The sequence below is a fragment of the Burkholderia sp. MS389 genome, from assembly GCF_016899425.1.
Lineage (GTDB): Bacteria > Pseudomonadota > Gammaproteobacteria > Burkholderiales > Burkholderiaceae > Burkholderia > Burkholderia sola.
In genome coordinates, this window is record NZ_CP045994.1 from 2,660,303 (window position 1) to 2,681,819 (window position 21,517).

General features: G+C 67.1%; 21 protein-coding genes and 2 pseudogenes. 14 read left to right on the top strand and 9 right to left on the bottom strand.

Annotated features, from left to right (window positions below):
* Positions 1-61 precede the first annotated feature (61 nt).
* Together GJG85_RS12350 and phaZ are read left to right on the top strand one after the other, a co-directional pair.
* Complete coding sequence (locus tag GJG85_RS12350) at positions 62-1,891, top strand: glycoside hydrolase family 15 protein (RefSeq protein ID WP_050016342.1); 1,830 nt, start codon at positions 62-64, stop codon at positions 1,889-1,891.
* A 212-nt stretch (positions 1,892-2,103) separates the two neighbouring features.
* Positions 2,104-3,594: a polyhydroxyalkanoate depolymerase gene (phaZ, locus tag GJG85_RS12355; RefSeq protein WP_050016341.1), complete on the top strand. Its 1,491-nt coding sequence runs from the start codon at positions 2,104-2,106 to the stop codon at positions 3,592-3,594.
* 110 nt (positions 3,595-3,704) lie between these two features.
* Here phaZ and GJG85_RS12360 read toward each other — a convergent pair whose 3' ends face one another.
* Positions 3,705-4,337 (bottom strand): TetR family transcriptional regulator, encoded by a 633-nt coding sequence (locus GJG85_RS12360; protein WP_050016340.1) that lies wholly within the window; start codon positions 4,335-4,337, stop codon positions 3,705-3,707.
* A 155-nt stretch (positions 4,338-4,492) separates the two neighbouring features.
* On the opposite strand from GJG85_RS12360, the pseudogene rsxB reads away from it, so the two are divergent.
* Positions 4,493-5,511: pseudogene (gene rsxB / locus GJG85_RS12365) on the top strand (electron transport complex subunit RsxB).
* Entirely contained in the window at positions 5,508-6,152 is a 645-nt protein-coding gene (gene nth / locus GJG85_RS12370; RefSeq protein ID WP_050018105.1) for an endonuclease III, read from the top strand. Before rsxB ends, nth begins: the two are co-directional and overlap by 4 nt.
* 103 nt (positions 6,153-6,255) lie before the next feature.
* Here the strand turns inward: nth and GJG85_RS12375 are convergent, their stop codons facing one another.
* Positions 6,256-7,185 carry a DMT family transporter gene (locus GJG85_RS12375; protein WP_050018106.1) on the bottom strand — a complete coding sequence of 310 codons (930 nt, stop codon included), beginning with the start codon at positions 7,183-7,185 and terminating at the stop codon, positions 6,256-6,258.
* Positions 7,186-7,417: 232 nt separating this feature from the next.
* Between GJG85_RS12375 and GJG85_RS12380 the strand changes: the two genes are divergently transcribed.
* On the top strand, positions 7,418-7,852 hold the full coding sequence (locus tag GJG85_RS12380) for a DUF1841 family protein (protein WP_006490655.1): 435 nt from the start codon (positions 7,418-7,420) through the stop codon (positions 7,850-7,852).
* Between the two features lie 106 nt (positions 7,853-7,958).
* Here GJG85_RS12380 and GJG85_RS12385 read toward each other — a convergent pair whose 3' ends face one another.
* Together GJG85_RS12385 and GJG85_RS12390 are read right to left on the bottom strand one after the other, a co-directional pair.
* Positions 7,959-8,318 (bottom strand): cytochrome c, encoded by a 360-nt coding sequence (locus GJG85_RS12385; RefSeq protein WP_006478193.1) that lies wholly within the window; start codon positions 8,316-8,318, stop codon positions 7,959-7,961.
* Between the two features lie 40 nt (positions 8,319-8,358).
* Positions 8,359-8,718 carry a cytochrome c gene (locus tag GJG85_RS12390; protein ID WP_006478192.1) on the bottom strand — a complete coding sequence of 120 codons (360 nt, stop codon included), beginning with the start codon at positions 8,716-8,718 and terminating at the stop codon, positions 8,359-8,361.
* A 244-nt stretch (positions 8,719-8,962) separates the two neighbouring features.
* Here GJG85_RS12390 and GJG85_RS12395 point away from each other — a divergent pair, with 244 nt between their 5' ends.
* The 5 genes from GJG85_RS12395 (at position 8,963) to GJG85_RS12415 (ending at position 14,090) form a co-directional block, all read left to right on the top strand.
* Positions 8,963-9,805 carry a MoxR family ATPase gene (locus GJG85_RS12395; protein ID WP_204383343.1) on the top strand — a complete coding sequence of 281 codons (843 nt, stop codon included), beginning with the start codon at positions 8,963-8,965 and terminating at the stop codon, positions 9,803-9,805.
* Between the two features lie 21 nt (positions 9,806-9,826).
* On the top strand, positions 9,827-11,002 hold the full coding sequence (locus GJG85_RS12400; protein WP_089488707.1) for a VWA domain-containing protein: 1,176 nt from the start codon (positions 9,827-9,829) through the stop codon (positions 11,000-11,002).
* Between the two features lie 55 nt (positions 11,003-11,057).
* Complete coding sequence (locus GJG85_RS12405; protein ID WP_050018109.1) at positions 11,058-12,269, top strand: benzoate/H(+) symporter BenE family transporter; 1,212 nt, start codon at positions 11,058-11,060, stop codon at positions 12,267-12,269.
* A 168-nt stretch (positions 12,270-12,437) separates the two neighbouring features.
* Positions 12,438-13,391, top strand: a complete 954-nt coding sequence (tal, locus tag GJG85_RS12410; RefSeq protein ID WP_050018123.1) for a transaldolase — start codon at positions 12,438-12,440, stop codon at positions 13,389-13,391.
* A 243-nt stretch (positions 13,392-13,634) separates the two neighbouring features.
* Positions 13,635-14,090, top strand: coding sequence for a VOC family protein (locus tag GJG85_RS12415; protein WP_204383345.1), 456 nt, complete (start codon positions 13,635-13,637; stop codon positions 14,088-14,090).
* An 89-nt stretch (positions 14,091-14,179) separates the two neighbouring features.
* Here the strand turns inward: GJG85_RS12415 and GJG85_RS12420 are convergent, their stop codons facing one another.
* The 3 genes from GJG85_RS12420 to GJG85_RS12430 form a co-directional block, all read right to left on the bottom strand.
* Entirely contained in the window at positions 14,180-15,730 is a 1,551-nt protein-coding gene (locus GJG85_RS12420; RefSeq protein ID WP_050018111.1) for a sodium:solute symporter family protein, read from the bottom strand.
* Positions 15,727-15,969: a DUF3311 domain-containing protein gene (locus tag GJG85_RS12425; RefSeq protein ID WP_006490660.1), complete on the bottom strand. Its 243-nt coding sequence runs from the start codon at positions 15,967-15,969 to the stop codon at positions 15,727-15,729. Before GJG85_RS12425 ends, GJG85_RS12420 begins: the two co-directional genes overlap by 4 nt.
* A gap of 199 nt (positions 15,970-16,168) precedes the next feature.
* Positions 16,169-17,086 carry a spermidine synthase gene (locus GJG85_RS12430; RefSeq protein WP_050018112.1) on the bottom strand — a complete coding sequence of 306 codons (918 nt, stop codon included), beginning with the start codon at positions 17,084-17,086 and terminating at the stop codon, positions 16,169-16,171.
* Between the two features lie 532 nt (positions 17,087-17,618).
* Here GJG85_RS12430 and GJG85_RS35295 point away from each other — a divergent pair.
* The 4 genes and pseudogenes from GJG85_RS35295 to GJG85_RS12445 all read left to right on the top strand — a co-directional run.
* A pseudogene (locus GJG85_RS35295) lies at positions 17,619-17,753 on the top strand (DUF2029 domain-containing protein); the annotation flags it as partial.
* A gap of 130 nt (positions 17,754-17,883) precedes the next feature.
* The gene (locus GJG85_RS34980; protein WP_239468908.1) at positions 17,884-18,636 is read left to right on the top strand and encodes a glycosyltransferase family 87 protein; all 753 of its coding nucleotides are present in this window, start codon (positions 17,884-17,886) and stop codon (positions 18,634-18,636) included.
* Between the two features lie 202 nt (positions 18,637-18,838).
* Positions 18,839-19,534 (top strand): mobilization protein, encoded by a 696-nt coding sequence (locus GJG85_RS12440; protein ID WP_050018113.1) that lies wholly within the window; start codon positions 18,839-18,841, stop codon positions 19,532-19,534.
* 75 nt (positions 19,535-19,609) lie between these two features.
* A complete protein-coding gene (locus GJG85_RS12445; protein WP_050018114.1) occupies positions 19,610-20,413 on the top strand; it encodes a hypothetical protein in 804 nt (267 codons plus the stop codon).
* A 28-nt stretch (positions 20,414-20,441) separates the two neighbouring features.
* Here the strand turns inward: GJG85_RS12445 and GJG85_RS12450 are convergent, their stop codons facing one another.
* Both GJG85_RS12450 and GJG85_RS12455 read right to left on the bottom strand, forming a co-directional pair.
* Positions 20,442-20,918: a DNA-deoxyinosine glycosylase gene (locus tag GJG85_RS12450; protein WP_204383347.1), complete on the bottom strand. Its 477-nt coding sequence runs from the start codon at positions 20,916-20,918 to the stop codon at positions 20,442-20,444.
* The gene (locus GJG85_RS12455) at positions 20,918-21,514 is read right to left on the bottom strand and encodes a chorismate lyase (protein ID WP_175978831.1); all 597 of its coding nucleotides are present in this window, start codon (positions 21,512-21,514) and stop codon (positions 20,918-20,920) included. The genes GJG85_RS12450 and GJG85_RS12455 overlap by 1 nt, the downstream gene beginning before the upstream one ends.
* Positions 21,515-21,517 lie beyond the last annotated feature (3 nt).

Consider the following 21,517-nt stretch of genomic DNA (forward strand, 5'->3'; position numbering starts at 1 on the left):
CGTGAAGTCCGGGCCGCCGACGTCCGCATTGTGAACTCGAATACCCAAGGATCGCCTGCCCATGCCCGCCCTGATCGAAGACTACGCCCTCGTCGGCGACGGCCACACGGCCGCGCTGATCGCAAAAGACGGCTCCGTCGACTGGCTGTGCTGGCCCCGCTTCGATTCGGGCGCCTGCTTCGCGGCGCTGCTCGGCACGCCCGAGCACGGCCGCTGGCTGCTTGCTCCGGCCGCCGACGCCGCGATCACGCACACGACACGCCGCTATCGCGGCGACACACTGATTCTCGAAACCGATTACGAAAGCGCCGACGGCGCCGTCACCGTGATCGACTTCATGCCGCCCGGCAACGGCTGGTCCGAACTGGTGCGGATCGTCGTCGGCCGCCACGGCACGATGAAGATGCGCATGGAGCTCGTGTTGCGCTTCGACTACGGCTTCTCGATTCCGTGGGTCACGCAACTGACCCGCGAGGACGGCATGAAGGCCATCGCGGGCCCCGATACCGTCGTGCTGCGCACGCCGGTGCCGCTCACCGGCAAGAACCTCCATACGCTCGCGGAATTCACGGTGAGCGCCGACGAGCGCGTGCCGTTCTCGCTCGGCTACGCGGCGTCGCACATGCGGCTGCCGCCGGCGCGCGACCCGCTGTCGATGCTCGCGCGCACCGAGAACTACTGGCTCGAATGGTCGGGCCGCTGCCAGGTGCAGGGCCGCTACGCGGCCGCCGTGCGCCGCTCGCTGATCACGCTGAAGGCGCTCGCGTACGAGCCGACCGGCGGCATCGTCGCCGCGCCGACCACCTCGCTGCCCGAGAAGATCGGCGGCAACCGCAACTGGGACTACCGCTACTGCTGGCTGCGCGACGCGACGATCACGCTGCTCGCGCTGATGCGCGGCGGCTACTACGACGAGGCGCGCGCGTGGCGCACGTGGCTCGGCCGCGTGATGGCCGGCTCGCCCGAGCAGATCCAGATCATGTACGGGATCGCCGGCGAGCGCCGGCTGCCGGAAATGGAACTCGACTGGCTGCCCGGCTACCAGGATTCGCTGCCGGTGCGCGTCGGCAACGGCGCCGCGAACCAGCTCCAGCTCGACGTGTTCGGCGAGGTGATGGCCGCGCTGCATCTCGCGCGCGTGGGCGGCCTGCAGGCCGACGACACGGTCTGGTCGGTGCAGTGCGCGCTGCTCGACCACCTCGAGAAGATCTGGCAGGAACCCGACGAAGGGATCTGGGAAACGCGCGGCGGCCGCCGCCATTTCACGTTCTCGAAGGTGATGGCGTGGGTCGCGTTCGACCGCGCGATCAAGTCGGCGGAAATGTTCCGGCTGCCCGGCTCGCTCGACCGCTGGCGCGCGCTGCGCGAGCGGATTCACGCGGACGTCTGCGCGAACGCGTGGCACGAAGGCAAGCAGGCGTTCGCACAGAGCTACGGCAGCGACGAGCTCGATGCGAGCGTGCTGCTGCTGCCGCAGCTCGGCTTCCTGCCGCCGGAAGACCCGCGCATCGTCGGCACAGTCGACGCGATCGAACGGGAATTGCTGCACGACGGGCTCGTGATGCGCTACCGCACGACCGAATACGACGACGGCCTGCCGCCGGGCGAAGGCACGTTTCTCGCGTGCAGCTTCTGGCTGGTCGACAGCTACGCGCTGCTCGGCCGGATCGACGACGCGCATCGGCTCTTCAGCCGGCTGCTCGCGCTGTCCAACGACCTGGGCTTGCTCGCGGAGGAATACGACCCGGTGGCCGGGCGGCTCGTCGGCAACTTCCCGCAGGCGTTCTCGCACGTGGCGCTCGTGCATACCGCGATGAACCTGATGCACCATGAAGACGCGATGGCGCGCGCGGCCGGCCAGCCCGCGCCGGCCGTGGCCACCGGCCGCTGAGCGGCGGCGCGGGCCCTTGTTCATAGATCGTCAAATCGCAAAAATTTGATGAAAAAACCGGGAAATGTTGCATTGCACAAACGATCGTTGTCCGATATGATCGACGAGATTGTCCGGCTGCAATGCAACATGGCCGGCCGCTGACCCACACGGCACGCCGCGACGCCTCACGCCGCCCTTGCGCACCGTCCCCCCACGCGGGAGTAGCCTGCATGCTTTACCAACTGCACGAATTCCAGCGGGCGATGCTGAGCCCGCTCACGGCCTGGGCCCAGGCCGCGTCGAAGTCGTTCGCGAATCCGTCCAGCCCGTTCTCGCTGATGCCCGGCGCGCCGCGGATGGCGGCCGCCTATGAGCTGATGTATCGGCTCGGCAAGGATTACGAAAAGCCGGAATTCAACCTTCATCAGATCGTCAAGGACGGCCACAACATCCCGATCGTCGAGCAGACGATCATCGAGAAGCCGTTCTGCCGGCTGCTGCGCTTCAAGCGCTATTCGGACGATGCCGACGCCGTCACGCAACTGAAGGACGAACCGGTCGTGCTGGTCTGCGCGCCGCTGTCGGGCCACCACTCGACGCTGCTGCGCGACACGGTGCGCACGCTGCTGCAGGATCACAAGGTCTACATCACCGACTGGATCGATGCGCGGATGGTGCCGGTCGAAGTCGGCCCGTTCCACCTGCACGACTACATCGCGTACATCCAGGAATTCATCCGTCACATCGGCGCGCGCAACCTCCACGTGATCTCGGTATGTCAGCCGACGGTGCCGGTGCTCGCGGCGATTTCGCTGATGGCGAGCCGCGGCGAGGACACGCCGCTCACGATGACGATGATGGGCGGCCCGATCGACGCGCGCCGCAGCCCGACGTCGGTGAACTCGTTGGCCACGCAACACTCGACCGCGTGGTTCGAGAACAACGTGATCCACACGGTGCCCGCGAACTATCCGGGCGAAGGCCGCCAGGTGTATCCGGGCTTCCTGCAGCACACGGGCTTCGTCGCGATGAACCCGGAGCGCCACGCGCAATCGCACTGGGACTTCTACCAGAGCCTGCTGCGCGGCGACGAGGACGACGCCGAAGCGCACCGCCGCTTCTACGACGAATACAACGCGGTGCTCGACATGGCCGCCGAGTATTACCTCGAGACGATCCGCGTCGTATTCCAGGAATTCCGGCTCGCGGAAGGCACGTGGGACGTCGAGGGCGAGCGCGTGCGTCCGCAGGACATCAAGCACACCGCGCTGATGACGATCGAGGGCGAACTCGACGACATCTCGGGCAGCGGCCAGACGCACGTCGCGCACGAGCTGTGCACGGGCATCCCGCAGGACGACCGCCGCAGCCTGACCGCCGAGAAGTGCGGCCACTACGGGATCTTCTCGGGCCGCCGCTGGCGCACGATCATCTATCCGCAACTGCGCGACTTCATCCGCGAGCATGCGCCGGAGCCGAAGAACGGCGCGACGAAGTTGCCCGTCGATGCGCAGGATGCGACCGCGATCGGCGTCGTGCCGGCCGCCAAGCCGGAGCCGGAAACGGCGGTGCGCGTCACCGCCGCGAAACGCACGCGCGTGAAGGCGCCGGCCGTGACGGTCGCGCCCGCCAGGACGCCCGCCGCGAAGGCCGCGCCCGCGGCGAAACGCGCGGCAGGCAGCCCGCGCGCCAAAACCGTGCGGGCCCGCAAGGCCGCCTGACGCGCCGCATCCCGACGCAAAAACGCCGCCGTTGCTTCGCGCAACGGCGGCGTTTTTTTATTCGGCCGCGGCCGCGATGGGGCGGCTCGTCGGCTCCTGCGTTCGTCGCGTCAGCGCCGCAGCAGATAGGCGAGCAGCACCTCGGTGTTCATTCGGACCATCTCCGCGCGCTCGTCGGTGTCGGTGAAGTCGCGGCCGAGCGTCGCGGCGAGCGTGAAGCGGTTCGACACGATGTAGTAGCCGAGCCCCGACAGCGTCACGTAGAAGCGCAGCGGATCGACGTCGCCGCGGAACAGCCCCGCCCTCTGGCCGCGCATCAGCACGTTGCCGAGCTTCGCGACGATCGGCGACATCATCTCGCGAATCCGCGTCGACTTGTGCAGATAGCGCGCTTCGTGCAGGTTCTCGTTGTTGATGAGCCGGAGCAGCTCCGGATGGTCGCGGTAGTAGTCCCACACGAAATGCGCGAGCCGCGTGACGGCTTCGACCGGCGCGACGCCGTCGAGATCCAGCACGCGCTCGGCCTCCGTCAGCGCGGAGAACGCGTGTTCGAGCACCGCCGTGAAGAGCTGCTCCTTGCTGCCGAAGTAGTAATAGAGCATGCGCTCGTTCGTTTCGGCCCGGCGCGCGATCTGATCGACGCGCGCGCCGAACAGCCCGCCATTCGCGAACTCTTCGGCTGCCGCCATCAGGATGCGGCGGCGCGTGCCTTCAGGATCTCTTTTGATTTTTGGCTGATTCATGGTGGCGCTTTGCTATGTGAGCCGCTTGATTCGGACCGACACCCCACCGCCTCGGCGCCGGCCGCCCTGGAACGGGCGCGCCGCGGGCGGCCGCCCTCCTGCTGAGCCCCTGCAAAAAAGCGGTTCGATTATGCGCATAGACGGCGTCCGGCGCAATGCGGGAAATCGGCGATAATCGAGCTTTGGCAAACCTTTCCGGCCGCGCCCGACGCGGTCGAGAGCCATTCGGCGCCGCTGCGCCTGTTGTCAGCCTGTCGTCACCGTGACCGATTCCAAAACACTCGCGGATCGCATCGAAGATCTGCTTCCCCAGACGCAATGCACGAAGTGCGGCTATAACGGCTGCCGTCCGTACGCCGAGGCAATCGCCGCCGGCAACGCGAACTACAACCAGTGCCCGCCCGGCGGCGCCGAAGGCATCGCGCGCCTCGCGAGCCTGCTCGGCAAGCCGGTGATTCCGCTGAACCCCGTCAACGGCACCGAGCATCCGCGCGCGCTCGCGTTCATCGACGAAAACCTGTGCATCGGCTGCACGCTGTGCATGCAGGCGTGCCCGGTCGACGCGATCGTCGGCGCGCCGAAGCAGATGCACACGATCGTCGCGTCGCTGTGCACGGGCTGCGACCTGTGCGTGCCGCCGTGCCCGGTCGACTGCATCGCGATGCTGCCGGTGACCGGCGATCGCACGGGCTGGGACGCGTGGTCGCAGGAACAGGCCGACGCCGCGCGCGAACGCCACGACCTGCGGCTCGCGCGCCAGCGCCGCGAGCGCGAGGCCGCCGAAGCGCGCGCCGCCGCCCGCCGCGCGGCCAGCGCCGCGAAGCCGGCCGCGGAGGCATCGGCCGCGCGGCCCGGCTCGGCGGGCACGCCGGCCGCCGCACCGGCCGACGACGCCGAAGCGAAGAAACGCGCGATCATCGCCGCCGCGCTCGAACGCGCGCGCAAGAAGAAGGAAGAGCTGTCCGGGCAAGGCGCCGGGCCGAAGAACACCGAGGGCGTGAGCGCGGCCGTCCAGGCGCAGATCGACGCGGCCGAGGCGCGCCGCAAGCGGCTCGCCGAACAGCAGGCGCAGCGCGATGCCGACGCGGCCTCGGGCAGCAACGACCCCGACAACGACGCAGGCAGCGGCGATCCGGACGACCCGGCCGTGCCGCCCGACCAGAACGCTCCATGAACGCCAACAAACGACGCGCGATCTACGAAACGCTGCAGAGCCTCAATCCGCATCCGACCACCGAGCTCGAATACTCGACGCCGTTCGAGCTGCTGATTGCCGTAATGCTGTCCGCGCAGGCGACCGACGTGTCGGTCAACAAAGCGATGCGGAAAATGTTCCCGGTCGCGAACACCCCGCGACAAATCGTCGCGCTCGGCGAGGAAGGCGTCACCGAGTACATCAAGACGATCGGCCTCTATCGCACCAAGGCGAAGAACGTGGTCGCGACGTGCCGGATCCTGCTCGAGCGCTACGACGGCGAAGTGCCGGCCGATCGCGAAGCGCTCGAAGGCTTGCCGGGCGTCGGCCGCAAGACCGCGAACGTCGTGCTGAACACCGCGTTCGGCCAGCCGACGATCGCGGTCGACACGCATATCTTCCGCGTCGCGAATCGCACCGGGCTCGCGCCGGGCAAGGACGTGCGGGCCGTCGAGACCGCGCTCGAGAAGTTCACGCCGAAGGAATTCCTGCAGGACGCGCATCACTGGCTGATCCTGCACGGGCGCTACGTCTGCAAGGCCCGCCGGCCCGAATGCTGGCACTGCGCGATCGAGCCGCTGTGCGAGTTCCGGCCGAAGACGCCGCCGCCCAACGAGTGACGCGCGTCAGCCGCGACTGACGTATCCACGCATCGCACCGGCCGCTCGGGCCGCGCGCGATACCGGCCGGCGCCGTTGCGCGCCGGCGGCTTCCTCTTCCCCGTCATGCATTCGACGTCGCCGTCGCGTCGTCGGCGGCCGCGCCGCCCGCGCGCACGAGCGCCAGCACGGCCGCCAGGATCGCGACGCCGCCCGCCCACTGCAGCGGCGACAACGCTTCCCCGAACAGCAGCGCCGCGAGCGCGACCGTCACGACCGGTTCGAGCGTCGACAGCATCGACGTGCGTGCGGCCCCGAGCCGCTCGAGCCCGGAAAAGAACGCGAGCATGGCCGCGACCGTCGACACGAGCGCGATCGCGAGCATCGACGCCCAGCCGCCGGCCGTCGCGGGCCAGCGCGGCGGCGCGCCGAACGCCGCCGTTCGCATGACGGCGATCGCGACGAGCGTCGCGGTGGCCGACAAGCAGATGATCGCGGTGGTCGCGAGCGGATCGACGCCGCGCGTCGCCTTCGTGCCGCCGACGATGTACAGCGAGTAAATCACCGCGGCGGCCAGCGCGAGCGCGATTCCGAGCGGCTCGCCGTGCCCGCCGCCGACCATCAGCGCCGAGCCCGCGACGCACAGCACCAGCGCGACGGCCTTGGCACGCGTGAGGCGCTCGCCGAGCCACCACGCGGCCAGCAGCGTGACGAACGCCGGATACAGGTACAGCAGCAGCGCGACGAGGCTCGCCTGCGCGTGCTGCAGCGCGCTGAAATAGCAGAACGACTGGCCGACGTAGCCGAGCGCGCCCATCGCCACCAGCGGCGCGAGCGCCCGCCCGCGCGGCCAGGCGACGCGGCGGTGCCGCGCGATCGCCGCGAGCACCGCGCCGCCGATCGCGAAGCGCACGATCAACAGCCCGAGCACGTCGACGCCGGCCGCATACGCATAGCGGCCGAAAATCGCCATCGCACCGAATGCGGCGGCGGACAACGCGACGTAGAGCGCGCCCTGCAGCGCGGCGGACGAGGAGCGGACGATGGCGGTCATGATGAAAGATGAAAGCGGGCGAGCAACGCGCCGTGACGGGAATCGTCGGAGTGTAGCGGCGCGGCGGCGGCGAGCCTAGCCCGCGCTTACCCGTTGCGCGACGGGCGGCCGTAACACCCGCCCCGCCGCCCGCCTCCAGCCGCCCTGGTGGCCACCGCCAGCGCCGTCGGCCGCGCCGGCGTACAATGCGCAACGCGGCATGACGCCGCCCGAATCACGACGTTTCCCCACCATGTTCAATCCAAGCCGCGACGACGTGCGTCGCTTTTTCACCGAGACCTGGCGCAAGCAGCGCGCAGGCGAGATCCTGACGCCGCTGGAAGCGATCGCGGCCGACTGGATCGTCGAGCATCCCGAATACCACGACGAACTGGCCGACGCCGACGGCGCGGCCGCGCGCAACTACACGCCCGAGGAAGGCCGGACGAACCCGTTCCTGCACCTGTCGATGCACCTCGCGATCAGCGAGCAGCTGTCGATCGACCAGCCGCCCGGGATCCGCGCCGCGCACGACAAGCTGGCCGCGAAGCTCGACTCGACCCACGACGCGCAGCACGCGATCATGGAATGCCTCGGCGAGACGATCTGGGAAGCGCAGCGCACGAACACGCCGCCCGATACCGACGCGTACCTGCAGCGCATCCTGCGCCGCGCGTCGCGCGACTGAGTAGTGCCCCGGGGCCGGCACATCGACCTGCGCCGGGCCGCGGACAAAAAAATACCCCGCCGAGGCGGGGCATTCCTGCTGCGCGAGCCGCTGAGGCCCGTCGCGCTTACTTCTTGAACACGAGGTCGGTTTCCTTCAGCGACTCGATGTAGGACGCGATGTCCTTCATGTCGCTGACCGACAGGTTCTGGACCTGCGCCTGCATGATCGCGTTGTTGCGGCCGATCAGCGGGTTCGTCAGCCCCATCTGGTACTGGCGCATCGCCCACACGAGATAGTCGGCGTGCTGGCCGGCGAGGCGCGGGTACTCCGCGTTGATCGGCTTGTTCAGCTGCGCGCCGTGGCAGGCCGCGCAGTTGTGCGACTCGACCAGTTCCTTGCCCTTCGAGATGTCCGCTGCGTGCGCGGTACCGATCGCGAGGCCGGCCGCCAGTGCCACCGCCGCCGTCTTGAATGCGTTGTTCATGAATGCTCCTGTCCCGCCGGAGAGATCGGCGGCGCGCGCTTTACTTGTAGGGGTTGTCCTTCGTGTCGGCCTTCTGGGCGGCGTAGTACGCCGACAGATCCGCGATGTCCTGGTCGGTCAGCGAGCCGGCGATCGCATTCATCGACGGGAAGTGACGATCCTTCTTGCGGTAGGCCTTCAGCGCGTTCTCGAGGTATTGCTGGTTCTGGCCGCCGAGGACAGGCACCCGGTAGACCTCCGGGTACGCCGCGCGGTAGTCCTGGATGCCGTGGCAACCGATGCACATGGCGGCCTTGCTCGCCCCGTCCTTCGGGTTGCCGACCACACCGGCCGCCTGCGCGCTGCCCGCGAGCGCCACGAGCGCTGCGACAACGACGTGTTTGCCGACGAATTTGTTCATAGCTCTTGTAACCTAGCTTGAGGGGAAACTGGCGCCGAAGCGGCAACGGCCCGCGCCGTTTTGCTTGTCGGTCGCCACGCAGGCCAAAAAAAACGGCCAGATTGTACCGCGTCGGCGGGGAATGCGTCCATACGGCGCCCCGGCGGGCCCTGCCACAGCCCCGCAACGATACGCGGGCGCGGCCCGCCCGGACAGCCCTTCTGACTTATACTGGGTTTTTTTCCCGTTGAAGAAGAGCGCCGCCATGCGTTTCGAAGGGTCCTCGCAGTACGTCGCCACCGACGATCTGACGCTCGCGGTCAATGCCGCGCTGACGCTGCAGCGCCCGCTGCTGATCAAGGGCGAGCCCGGCACCGGCAAGACCATGCTCGCCGAGGAAGTGGCCGCCGCGCTCGGCATGCCGCTGCTGCAGTGGCACATCAAGTCGACCACCAAGGCGCAGCAGGGCCTGTACGAATACGACGCCGTGTCGCGGCTGCGCGATTCGCAGCTCGGCGACGCGCGCGTGAAGGACATCGCGAACTACATCGTCAAGGGCGTGCTGTGGCAGGCGTTCGACGCCGAGCAGCCGAGCGTGCTGCTGATCGACGAGATCGACAAGGCCGACATCGAATTCCCGAACGACCTGCTGCGCGAGCTCGACCGGATGGAGTTCCACGTGTACGAGACGCGCGAGACCATTCGCGCGAAGCACCGTCCGCTCGTCATCATCACGTCGAACAACGAGAAGGAGCTGCCCGACGCGTTCCTGCGCCGCTGCTTCTTCCATTACATCCAGTTTCCCGATCCGTCGACGATGCAGAAGATCGTCGCGGTGCATTTCCCGAACATCCGCGAGGAACTGCTGCGCGCGGCGCTCGAGAGCTTCTTCGAATTGCGCGGCGTGTCGGGGCTGAAGAAGAAGCCGTCGACGTCCGAGCTGCTCGACTGGCTGAAGCTGCTGCTCGCCGAGAACATCCCGGCCGACGCGCTGCGCAGTGCCGACGCGAAGCAGATCGTGCCGCCGCTCGCCGGCGCGCTGCTGAAGAACGAGCAGGATCTGAGCCTGCTCGAACGGCTCGTCTACATGAACCGGCACAACCGGTAACCCACCCGCGAAGGCCCGGCCATGCTGCTCAATTTCTTCTACGCGCTGCGCGCAGCCAAGCTGCCCGTCTCGGTGAAGGAATACCTGACGCTGCTCGAATCGCTGAAGGCCGGGCTGATCTCGCCGTCGATCGACGCGTTCTACTTCCTCGCGCGGATGACGCTCGTCAAGGACGAGCAGTACTTCGACAAGTTCGACCAGGCGTTCGGCGGGTATTTCCACGGCGTGTCCGCGCTGCCGTCCGAGGCGTTCGACATCCCGCTCGACTGGCTCGAGAAGCGCCTCGAGCGCGAGCTGTCGCCCGAGGAGAAGGCGCAGATCGAAGCGATGGGCGGCCTCGACAAGCTGATGGAGCGTTTGAAGGCGCTGCTCGACGAGCAGAAGGAACGCCACGAAGGCGGCAACAAGTGGATCGGCACCGGCGGCACGTCGCCGTTCGGGCACGGCGGCTACAACCCGGAAGGCGTGCGCATCGGCGGCCCGTCGAACGGCAACCGCACCGCGGTGAAGGTGTGGGAAGCGCGCGCGTACCGCGACTACGACGATTCGGTCGAGATCGGCACGCGCAACATCAAGGTCGCGCTGCGGCGGCTGCGCCGCTTCGCGCGCGAGGGCGCGGCCGAGGAGCTCGACCTGCCCGGCACGATCCGCAGCACGGCCGCGAACGCCGGCTGGCTCGACCTGCGGATGGTGCCCGAGCGCCACAACAACGTGAAGGTGCTGATGCTGCTCGACGTCGGCGGCTCGATGGACGACCACATCAAGCGCACGGAAGAGCTGTTCTCGGCCGCGAAGGCCGAATTCAAGCACCTCGAATTCTTCTACTTCCACAACTGCGTGTACGACCACCTGTGGAAGAACAACCGGCGCCGCCACTCCGAGCGCACCGCGACGTGGGACGTGCTGCACAAGTTCACGCCCGACTACAAGCTGATCTTCGTCGGCGACGCGACGATGAGCCCGTACGAAGTGCTGCAGCCCGGCGGCTCGGTCGAATACAACAACCCGGAAGCCGGCGCCGTGTGGCTGCGCCGCCTCGCCGACCAGTTCCCCCACCATGCATGGCTGAACCCCGAGCCCGAGCGGCTATGGGAATACCGGCAATCGGTCGCGATCATTCGCGACGTGCTCGGCCAGCGCATGTATCCGCTCACGCTCGCGGGCCTCGAAACCGCGATGCGCGCACTCAGCAAGTAACGACACCCACCCGCAGATACCCAGGCCGCATCCGAGCGGCCGCCCCGGAGAGAGCATGAACCCTTCGCCCACCGCGAGCGCGAGCCGCGCCGGCGGCCGCCGCTTTTTTGCCGATACGTCCGTGTCCACGCTCGTCGCCGGCTTCGTCGCGATGATGACCGGCTACACGAGTTCGCTCGTGCTGATGTTCCAGGCCGGCCGCGCCGCCCACCTCACCGATGCGCAGATCTCGTCGTGGATCTGGGCGCTGTCGATCGGCATGGCGCTGACGACCATCGGCCTGTCGCTGCGCTTTCGCGCGCCCGTCGTCGTCGCATGGTCGACGCCCGGCGCCGCGCTGCTGGTCGCGTCGCTGCCCGGCGTGCCCTACCCGGAGGCGATCGGCGCGTTCGTCGTGTGCGCGCTGCTGCTGACGGCCGTCGGCGTGAGCGGGCTGTTCGACACGCTGATGAAGCGCATTCCGGCCGGCATCGCGGCCGCGCTGCTCGCGGGCATCCTGTTCGAGATCGGCATCGAGATCTTCCGCGCCGCGCAGTTCCAGACCGCGCTCGTGCTCGCGATGTTCTTCACCTACCTGATCGTGAAGCGGCTCGCGCCGCGCTACGCGATTCCGACGACGCTGATCGTCGGCACGGCGGCGGCCGGCGGCCTCGGGCTGCTCGACTTCAGCCGCTTCCACATCGCGCTCGCGCAGCCCGTGCTCACGATGCCCGCATTCTCGATCGCGTCGATCGTCAGCATCGGCATTCCGCTGTTCGTCGTCGCGATGGCGTCGCAGAACGTGCCGGGCATCGCGGTGCTGCGCGCGGACGGCTATCAGACGCCTTCTTCGCCGCTGATCGCGACGACCGGCCTCGCGTCGCTGCTGCTCGCGCCGTTCGGCTCGCACGGCGTGAACCTCGCGGCGATCACGGCCGCGATCTGCACGGGCCCCGAAGCGCACGAGGATCGCGCGAAGCGCTACACGGCCGCCGTGTGGTGCGGCACGTTCTACCTGGTCGCCGGCATCTTCGGCGCGACGATCGCCGCGCTGTTCGCCGCGCTGCCGAAGGCGCTCGTCGTGTCGGTCGCCGCGCTCGCGCTGTTCGGCTCGATCATGAGCGGGCTCGCGAACGCGATGCAGGACGTGAAACAACGCGAAGCGGCGCTCGTCACGTTCATGGTGACCGCATCGGGCCTCACGCTGCTGTCGATCGGCCCAGCGTTCTGGGGGCTCGTCGCGGGCGTCGTCACGCAGGTGATTCTGAACGCGCGACGCCCCGCGTGACGCGGCTCGCCGCCCGCCGCGGCGCGCGCCCGACGCGCCAAAACGTGCGCGACACGAATCGGGCCTAAAATGATGGATCGGAAGCGGCGCCCGGCGCCGCTTCGCTTCGCCGCCGCGCTCGCGCGGCCCGTGAGAACCCGGCGCCCCGCGCTCTTCTTCCGAATCGCCATGACTACCGCACTCGACCAGCTGAAGCAGTACACGACCGTCGTCGCCGACACGGGCGACTTCCAGCAGCTTGCGCAATACAAGCCGCAGGACGCGACCACGAACCCGTCGCTGATCCTGAAGGCCGTCCAGAAGGATGCGTACAAGCCGATCCTCGAGAAAACCGTCCGCGATCATCGCAACGAAAGCACCGATTTCATCATCGACCGCCTGCTGATCGCGTTCGGCACCGAAATCCTGAAACTGATCCCGGGCCGCGTGTCGACCGAGGTCGACGCACGCCTGTCATTCGACACGCAGCGCTCGATCGACAAGGGCCGCGAGCTCATCAAGCTGTACGAAGCGGCCGGCGTCGGGCGCGAGCGCATCCTGATCAAGCTCGCGTCGACGTGGGAAGGAATCCGTGCGGCCGAGGTGCTGCAGAAGGAAGGGATCAAGTGCAACATGACCCTGCTTTTCTCGCTCGTGCAGGCCGCCGCGTGCGCGGAAGCCGGCGCGCAACTGATCTCGCCGTTCGTCGGCCGCATCTACGACTGGTACAAGAAGCAGGCCGGCGCGGAATGGAACGAAGCGCGCGACGGCGGCGCGAACGATCCGGGCGTGCAGTCGGTGCGCCGCATCTACACGTACTACAAGACGTTCGGCTACAAGACCGAAGTGATGGGCGCGAGCTTCCGCACGACGAGCCAGATCACCGAGCTCGCCGGCTGCGACCTGCTGACGATCAGTCCCGATTTGCTGCAGAAGCTGCAGGAGAGCAACGACACGGTCGCACGCAAGCTGTCGCCGGACACGCTGCAGGACAAGCCGGCCGAGCGCGTCGCGATCGACGAGGCATCGTTCCGCTTCCAGCTGAACGACGAAGCGATGGCGACCGAAAAGCTCGCCGAAGGCATCCGCGTGTTCGCCGCCGACGCGGTGAAGCTCGAGAAGCTGATCGACGCGCTGCGCTGAATCGCGCCGCGCGTCAGCGGCTGTCAGCAAGCCTGACGACAGGCGTCAGCCCACGCGCTGAAAACGGCTGCGAATTTCGTGTTCGCGGCCGTTTTATTTTTCATTCCATCGTCAAGCGCGCGCACTACAATCCACGTCACGGGTACGACGGCCGCCTCCCGATGCACCCTTTTCCCCCAGTCAGTCTTGCACGACGCCACGCCAGCGCCGACGCGCCGGCATCGCACATTCCAGGAGACAACGATGCAAGTTCAACCGTACCTGACGTTCTACGGTCGTGCCGACGAAGCCCTTCAGTTCTACGAAAAGACGCTCGGTGCGAAGACGATGTTCAAGATGCACTTCAAGGACGCCCCGCCGAATCCCGATTACCCGATGTCGCCGGAGATGGCCGACAAGGTGATGCACGCGAGCTTCACGATCGGCGAGTCGATGATCATGTGCTCGGACGGGGACTGCAGCCAGCCGGCGGGCGCCGCGCACGCCGGCTATTCGCTGTCGCTGAACCCGACGACGGTCGACGAAGGCCAGAAGCTGTTCAATGCGCTCGCCGACGGCGGCGAAGTGACGATGCCGTTCGGCAAGACGTTCTGGGCGCTCGGCTTCGGGATGGCGAAGGATCGTTTCGGCGTGCACTGGATGGTCAACGTCGAGGATCTGTCGCAGCGCGAGGAACTCGCGAAACGCGCGCAGGGCTGACGCAAGAACGAACGCCCGCCACCTTGCGGTGGCGGGCGTTTTCGTTGCTGCGCGACGCGTGCGCGGCACACGGCCGCGCACCGCCCGTATCAGCCCTCGACGACGTCGAGATAATCCTCCGGCCGCGTGCGATCCTCCGCATGCGTCATCCCCATCACGCGCACCAGCACGCTCACCGCCACCGACACCACCAGGTTCACGATCAGCGACCACACGGCCGCGTAGCCGGGAATCGCGAGGCCGAACAGGTGGATCGTGAAGATCGAACTCGCCAGCTTCAGCGAGACCGCCATCCACGTGCCGCACACGATGCCGGCCGCCCAGCCGGCCAGCAGGCCGCGATGGTCGAGCACGCGCGTGTACAGGCCGAGCACGATCGCGGGCAGCGTCTGGATGATCCAGATCCCGCCGAGCAGTTGCAGCTGGATCGCGTAGGTCAGCGGCAGCCCGAGGATGAACGCCACCGCGCCGACTTTCACGATCAGCGATACGAGCTTCGCGACGTGCGTTTCCTGGTCGTGCGACATATTGCGGTTCACGAACTCGCGATGGATGTTGCGCGTGTACAGGTTCGCGGCCGCGATCGACATGATCGCCGCCGGCACCAGTGCGCCGATGCCGATCGCCGCGAACGCGACGCCGACGAACCACGACGGGAAGTACTCGAGGAACAGCGCGGGCACCGCGAAGTTCGGGCCGAACGCCTTGAAGTACGGCGCGTACTGCGGCATGTCCTTCACGCCGGAGGCGAGCGCCATGTAGCCGAGCAGCGCGAGCAGGCCGAGCACGAACGAGTACGCGGGCAGCATCGCCATGTTGCGGCGGATCGAGTTGCCCGACGACGACGACAGGATCGCCGTGACCGAGTGCGGATACAGGAACAGCGCGAGCGCCGAGCCGATCGCGAGCGTCGCGTACGCGCTGTAGCCGTTCAGGCTCATCGCGTCGGGCGCCTTCAGCAGCAGCTTCGCGGGCGGCACCGCGGAGAAGATGTGCCCGAAACCGCCGAGCTTCGCGGGGATCACGATCACCGCGGCGGCGATCGTGACGTAGATCAGCACGTCCTTCACGATCGCGATCATCGCGGGCGCACGCAGCCCCGACGTGTACGTGTAGGCAGCGAGGATCGCGAACGCGATGATCAGCGGCAGATCGCCGACGAAGCCGGTCGTGTCGAAGCCAAGCGCGCCGATCACCACCTCGATGCCGACGAGCTGCAGCGCGATGTATGGCATCGTCGCCAGGATGCCCGTCACCGCGATCGCCAGCGCGAGCATCCGGCTGCCGTAGCGCGCATTGACGAAATCGGCGGCCGTCACGTAGCCGTGCCGCTTCGCGATGCTCCACAGCTTCGGGAACACGACGAACGCGAACGGATAGATCAGGATCGTGTACGGCAGCGCGAAGAAGCCCATCGCGCCGGCGCCGAACACGAGCGCGGGCACCGCGACGAACGTGTAGGCCGTGTAGAGATCGCCGCCGAGCAGGAACCACGTGACGATCGTGCCGAAGCGGCGTCCGCCGAGGCCCCATTCGTCGAGATGGGCAAGATCGCCGCGCCGCCAGTTCGCGGCCAGGAAACCGATGATCGTGACGCCGATGAACAGCAGAACGAAGACGAAGGTCGCGCCGAGATTCATTGCGCACCTCCCTGCGTGCCGCTCGCCTTCCATGCGTTCTTGGTCTTGAAATACACGAACGCGGTGATCACCGCGCTGATGAAGACCCACAGCAACTGGTACCAGTAGAAAAACGGAAAACCGAGCCATTGCGGTTCGATCTTGCTGTACGACGGTACCCAGACCATCGCGATCAGCGGCAGTACCAGCAGCCAGAGCCAGCGCTTGGCGGCCCGGTTGGCGTCGGCATCGTGAGCCATGACGTCTCCTCTTCTATCCCGGTTATCGATCTTGTTGAGCGGGTACGGCGCCGAGAGGAGCGGCAAAACGGGTAGGCTGCGGCTCCCCTGGCTTCGCGCCAGTATAGGAGCCGCGAGCACGCGGTCAAGCAGGGGCGAACCCGAGGTGATCCGCCCCTTGTCGTGCGGTTGCACCGGCCTGTCGCCGGTGCCTGCGACGTCAGATCGCGAACGCGGCGTCGCGTGCGCCGGTCGTGGCTTTCAAAGCTTTCACCCACTTGCGCGCGGGCAGCTTCAGCGTGTCCTCGATCAGCTTCGCGCGGGCTTCCAGTTGCGCGAACGGCACGTCGAGCGCGGGGCCCGAGAACGCGATCGCGATCCGGTTGCCGTCGTGCACTTCGGGCAGCGCGATCACGCGGTGATCGAACGCCGCGTTCAGGTGCTTCATGTTGCGCACGAAGCTCGGATGATCGCCGAACAGGTTGATCGTCGCGATGCCGGCGTCGGCGAGGCAGCCGCGCACCGCGCGATAGAACGCGACGCTGTCGAGCACGGGGCCGCGCGCGGTCGCGTCGTACAGGTCGATCTGGATCGCGCCGGTCGTGCCGCGGTTGGCCGGGTCGTTGACGAAATCCCATGCGTCGGCTTCGTGTACGACGAGGCGCGCGTCGTCGGGCGGCAGCGCGAACATCGTGCGCGCGGCGACGATCACGGCCGGGTTCAGCTCGACGGCCTCGACCTTCGCGTGCGGCAGGAAACGGTGCGAGAACTTGGTCAGCGCGCCGGTGCCGAGCCCGAGCTGGACGATCCGCCCGGGCGTTTCCAGGAACAGCAGCCACGCCATCATCTGCTGCGCGTATTCGAGCTCGATATGCAGCGGCTTCGAGATCCGCATCGCGCCCTGCACCCACTCGGTGCCGAAGTGCAGGAAGCGCACGCCGCCTTCTTCGGAGAACGTCACGGGCGCGAAGCGCGGCTTGCGCGGCGCTTCGAGCACCGGCACGTCGTCGTGTTCGTCGATGTCCGGGCGGCGCTTCACGCGCGGCGGCTGGAGTTTTTCCGAGCCGTTGTACGCGGACGGCTTGCGTTGCTTGAACGCGCGCGCCTCGGCGGACGCACGCTTGATCAGTCGGGTCATGTTGGTTGAATCTCGCTGGGTGATGCTGGATGACGCTGGATGGGCGGACGAGAGGATAGCATTGGTGGGGGGGCGGGGCCGCCGGCGGCGAGCGCGCCCGCCGCCGGTCCGCCTCGATGTTCCGGCCCATTCGACTGCTGATACGACGACGATCGACATCCGCGAAACCCGCCGCCAGCCCGATCCGGAACGCGATCGATCATTTACTTTCTTGCAATAAAAAGCCCGTTCGCCCGCCCGAACCTATGCCAAACTGAAACGGCATTCGGGGAGGCACACAGCGGCCATGACGCATACAGCGACGGACCACGCACCGCCAGATCGCCAGGGATGGCTCTCCAGAGAGCGGCTCGTCCTGTACAGCGCGGCGATCCTGGTGTTCCAGCTCGTGCTGCTGGGTATCTGGGCATTTTCGTACTGGGCGCTGCATCTGCCCGGCGTGCCGCCGCCGGGTATCGACTTCCGGGTATTCTGGAGCGCGTCTTTCGTTTCCCTCCACAGCGGGCCGCTCGCCGCTTTCGACCTTCACCAGATGTTCGCGACGGAAGCCCGATTGCTGCCCGACTTCCCGCCCGCGCAAATTTTCGCACCGTGGGTTTATCCGCCGACCTTCCAGTTGCCGGTTTATCCGCTGGCGCTGCTGCCCTATGCCGCTTCGTACAGTCTGTTCGTCAGCATCGGCATCGCAAGCGCGTTGGCGGCGTGCACGCTCGCGATGAAGGATCGCCCCCCTGCCGTGGATCACGCTGCTCGCATTCCCTGGCATCTGGGTCGTGACGATCTGCGGGCAGAATTCCTTGCTGACCCTGGCGTTCGCTGCCGGCGCACTGGGATGGCTCGAACGACGACCTCTCGTCGCCGGCGTATGCGCCGGCATGCTCGTCATCAAACCGCAACTGGCGCTCCTGTTTCCGTTGCTGTTCCTCTGCGGCGGACATTTCCGCACGCTCGGCGCGATGGCCATCACGGCCGCGCTGTTCTGCGCGGTCAGTGCGCTGGTGCTCGGCGTGCCGCTGTGGATGCGCTTTTTCGACACGCTATCGTGGTTCAGCCAGTTGATCCTGGTGAACAATGCGGGCGGAATCTGGAGCGCGATGCCGACGCCGTTCGCGATGTCACGACGGCTGGGCGCCAGCCTGCCGACCGCCTTTGCCGTTCAGGCGGCCATCGCGATACCGGCCGTGATTGCGACCGCGGGTCTATGGGCGAGGAAGAAGCATGCAGACTTATGCGCGGCAGCGGCAATCGTCGCGACGCTGCTGACCCAGCCGTACCTCATCTACTACGATCTCGCGTGGCTGCTTCTTGCGATCATTTACGTGTGCAAATACGACCGGACGACCCGCGCGCTCCGGTGGACGGACCATGCGGTCATCGCGTTGGCGTGGTTGCTGCCGGGGCTCTCGTTTTTCCTCGTGTTCAGGCCCGCGATGGGGCAACCGGGCGCCGTCCTGTTGCCGATATTTCTGATACTGATCGTCTACCGCGCATCGCTTCATCGCGCGGCTGACGTAACAACATCGGTGGCCGTACAGGAATCGTCCGGCTAGCGCGCCGGCTCGCCGGCCCACCACCAGACAGCCGCCAGAACCGGTCGCCATTTTGTCCAGTTTGACACCGGCGTCGATCAGCCAGCATGCTGCTGCGGCGCACGCATTTTCTTTCGACGTGACCGGTCGTACCGTAACGTCATCGAAGCCTGCCAACATCCGCTCTGACCATACCTGCTCCATCACACGGGATTTCGTAAGCATGAGTCACATCCACTTCATTGGCGGGGAAAAAGGCGGCGTCGGCAAATCGCTCGCGGCCCGCGTGCTGGCCCAGTATTTCATCGATCGCAGCATGCCCTTCGTGGGCTTCGATACCGACCGATCGCACGGCGCGCTACTGCGGTTCTATGCCGATTTTGCCGCGCCTGCCGTGCTCGACCAGCACGACAGCCTCGATCCGGTCATGGAATCCGCGCTCGAAGATCCGCAGCGGCGCATACTGGTCGATCTCGCGGCCCAGACGCGGCAGCCGCTCGCCAAGTGGCTCGACGATTCGGACATAGTCGCTTTTGCAGAAGAACACGGCCTCACGTTGACGTGGTGGCACGTGATGGACACCGGACGCGATTCGGTCGATCTGCTGCGGCAATGGCTCGACGAATTCGGTGGACGAATCAAGCTGGTGGTGGTGCTGAATGAAGTCCGCGGCGATCGCTTCGAGATTCTGGAGGCATCCGGCGAACGCGAGCGGGCCGAAGCCCTTGGCGCCAGCGTGATTACGCTGCGCCGCCTGCCCGATACGACGATGCAGAAGATCGATCGACAAAGCGCGAGCTTCTGGGCCGCGGTCAATCATCCCGACCGCGCCGCCACGGGGCTCGGCTTGCTGGAGCGGCAGCGCGTCAAGGTCTGGTTGCATCGTACTTACGAGGCGCTGGGCACGCTCGCGTTGTAGCGCGGGCCCCGCCGACGGCGCGGCGTGTGCAGCGAGTGGCTCGAATGGCTCATGCCGGGAAAACCTGGAGGTTCAATGGCCGATCACGACAGACTGCATCCACTCCGTCCGTTCCTGAAAAACTGGGTTTGGGAGCACGGTCGAATCGGGACGCGCTATCTGGACTGCGTCGATGGCGAAATCAAGTTCGACGAAGGCAAGAAATCGCATTTCGCTGCGGAGCAATATACCTACGTGCCGCTGGGCAAGAACGCCGACGACGACGCATCCGCGGACGGTCCCGCGATCCACGAGGCGGGACTTGCCCGCTTTTTGCGGGCGGCGCAGATGGGCACGCCCGGGGAAGCCGGTTCCGTGGCGGAGGTTCAGCGCGCCGTGCAGGATTGCGTGGAGATCGGCCTGTTCAGCGCGTATCAATGGGAGGCTCGCCAGGCATTGGCCCGCTACGCGCAGGAACCCATGTTCGAGGACGAGATCCGCGCGGCGGTTGTCGACGACGTCCGGCGAACTTACGTCGGCATGCGAGAACAGCTGGCGCTGTACGATTTCAGCGTGCTCTACGGCTTGCCCACGCCGCTGCTGATCAGCGACACACCGTTCATCGACTGGCGCGTGACGACCAGTCCGGCACTTCCGTTCGTATCGCTTCCGCTGGGACCATACTGCCTGCTGGTAGGCGCGCCGTCGGGCAGGAGTAGCCGAATCGGCCCGGTGGTCTGGAAGGCCGCTGCCGCGATGGGGCCGTTGAAGGACCACAATCGCCAGATCGAGAAGCATGCACGTCTGTGGCTGGTGGCGACCACCGATGATCAACTCGTCGCTGCACAAAGTCGCATTGCGTCGACCACGGGCGCCAGGCAAGGCGCGGCGAAGCCCTGACCGGGAGAGACTCGGAATCCAACGCGTCTCAGGCGCGAAGTGCGCGCCAAAGCACCAGCTTCTGCTCGAACGACAACATCGCATTCGCCGGGCTCGACGAAGGCAACACGAGGGTTTCATAACCCGCCGCGCCGATCACATCGGCAAACCGCCCTGCCGTCTTGCCGTTGAAGCACACGCGCTTGAGCAACGGCGCATGCGCGCGCAACGAATCGAAATCGTTCGGCTTCGCATTCCTGATCGCGGAATCGAGACTGCCCTGTCGATGGCACGCATCGAGCACATCCCAGATGCCGATGCCGTGCGACAGCACGCGTTCGAGCCGCACGTCATACGCGAGCTCATGCAGCCCCGGCTCGCCGAGCACCGCACCCAACAATCGCCAGAACTGGTTGCGCGGATGCGCGTAGTACTGCGCGGCGTCGAGCGACGCCTCGCCCGGAAAGCTGCCGAGGATCATCGTGTGCGTATCCGGCGCGACGACCGGCGGAAAACCTTGCAGCATCACACGTCTCCGTGCGACCCGACCGATCGCGGCCCGTCGCCGTGCGCGGCGAGATGGCGCCACAGCGTCGGCAGCATGCACTCGGTGACCATCAGCGGCTTGCCGTGCCGCTGGAACACCGAGCGCCGCGCGGCAAACGCATGCGGCGCGCGCGCGCCCTGCAACGCATGGCTCGCGAGCGCATACAGCGGATGACCGGCGATCACGCGCCGGCTCACGAGCGCCGAGCGCTCGACCTGCGGATCGCTGTACAGCAGCTCCGCGAGCGGCCGCGTGCGCAGCCGCCGCATCGCCTGCCACACGCCCTTGCTGGCCGCGAGCGGCGCGATGCTGTGCGCGGCGACGTACGGCGTGCCATCGACCGACAGGATCACCTCGCGCACCCACATCGGCGCGCGCGGCGAGCTGGCTAGCGCGTCGGGCTCGTCGAACCACGGCGCGTCGACGGCCTCGCGCGTCACGCGCACGGTCACGCGGCCGAGCCGCGCGAGGTGCGCGGTCAGCGATCCGCCGCGCGTCAGCCAGTCGCGCTGGTCGAGCGTGCAGCCAGGCCGCGGCGTCTCGCGCCAGCCGGCCTGTGCGCCGTCGAATCGCATGCG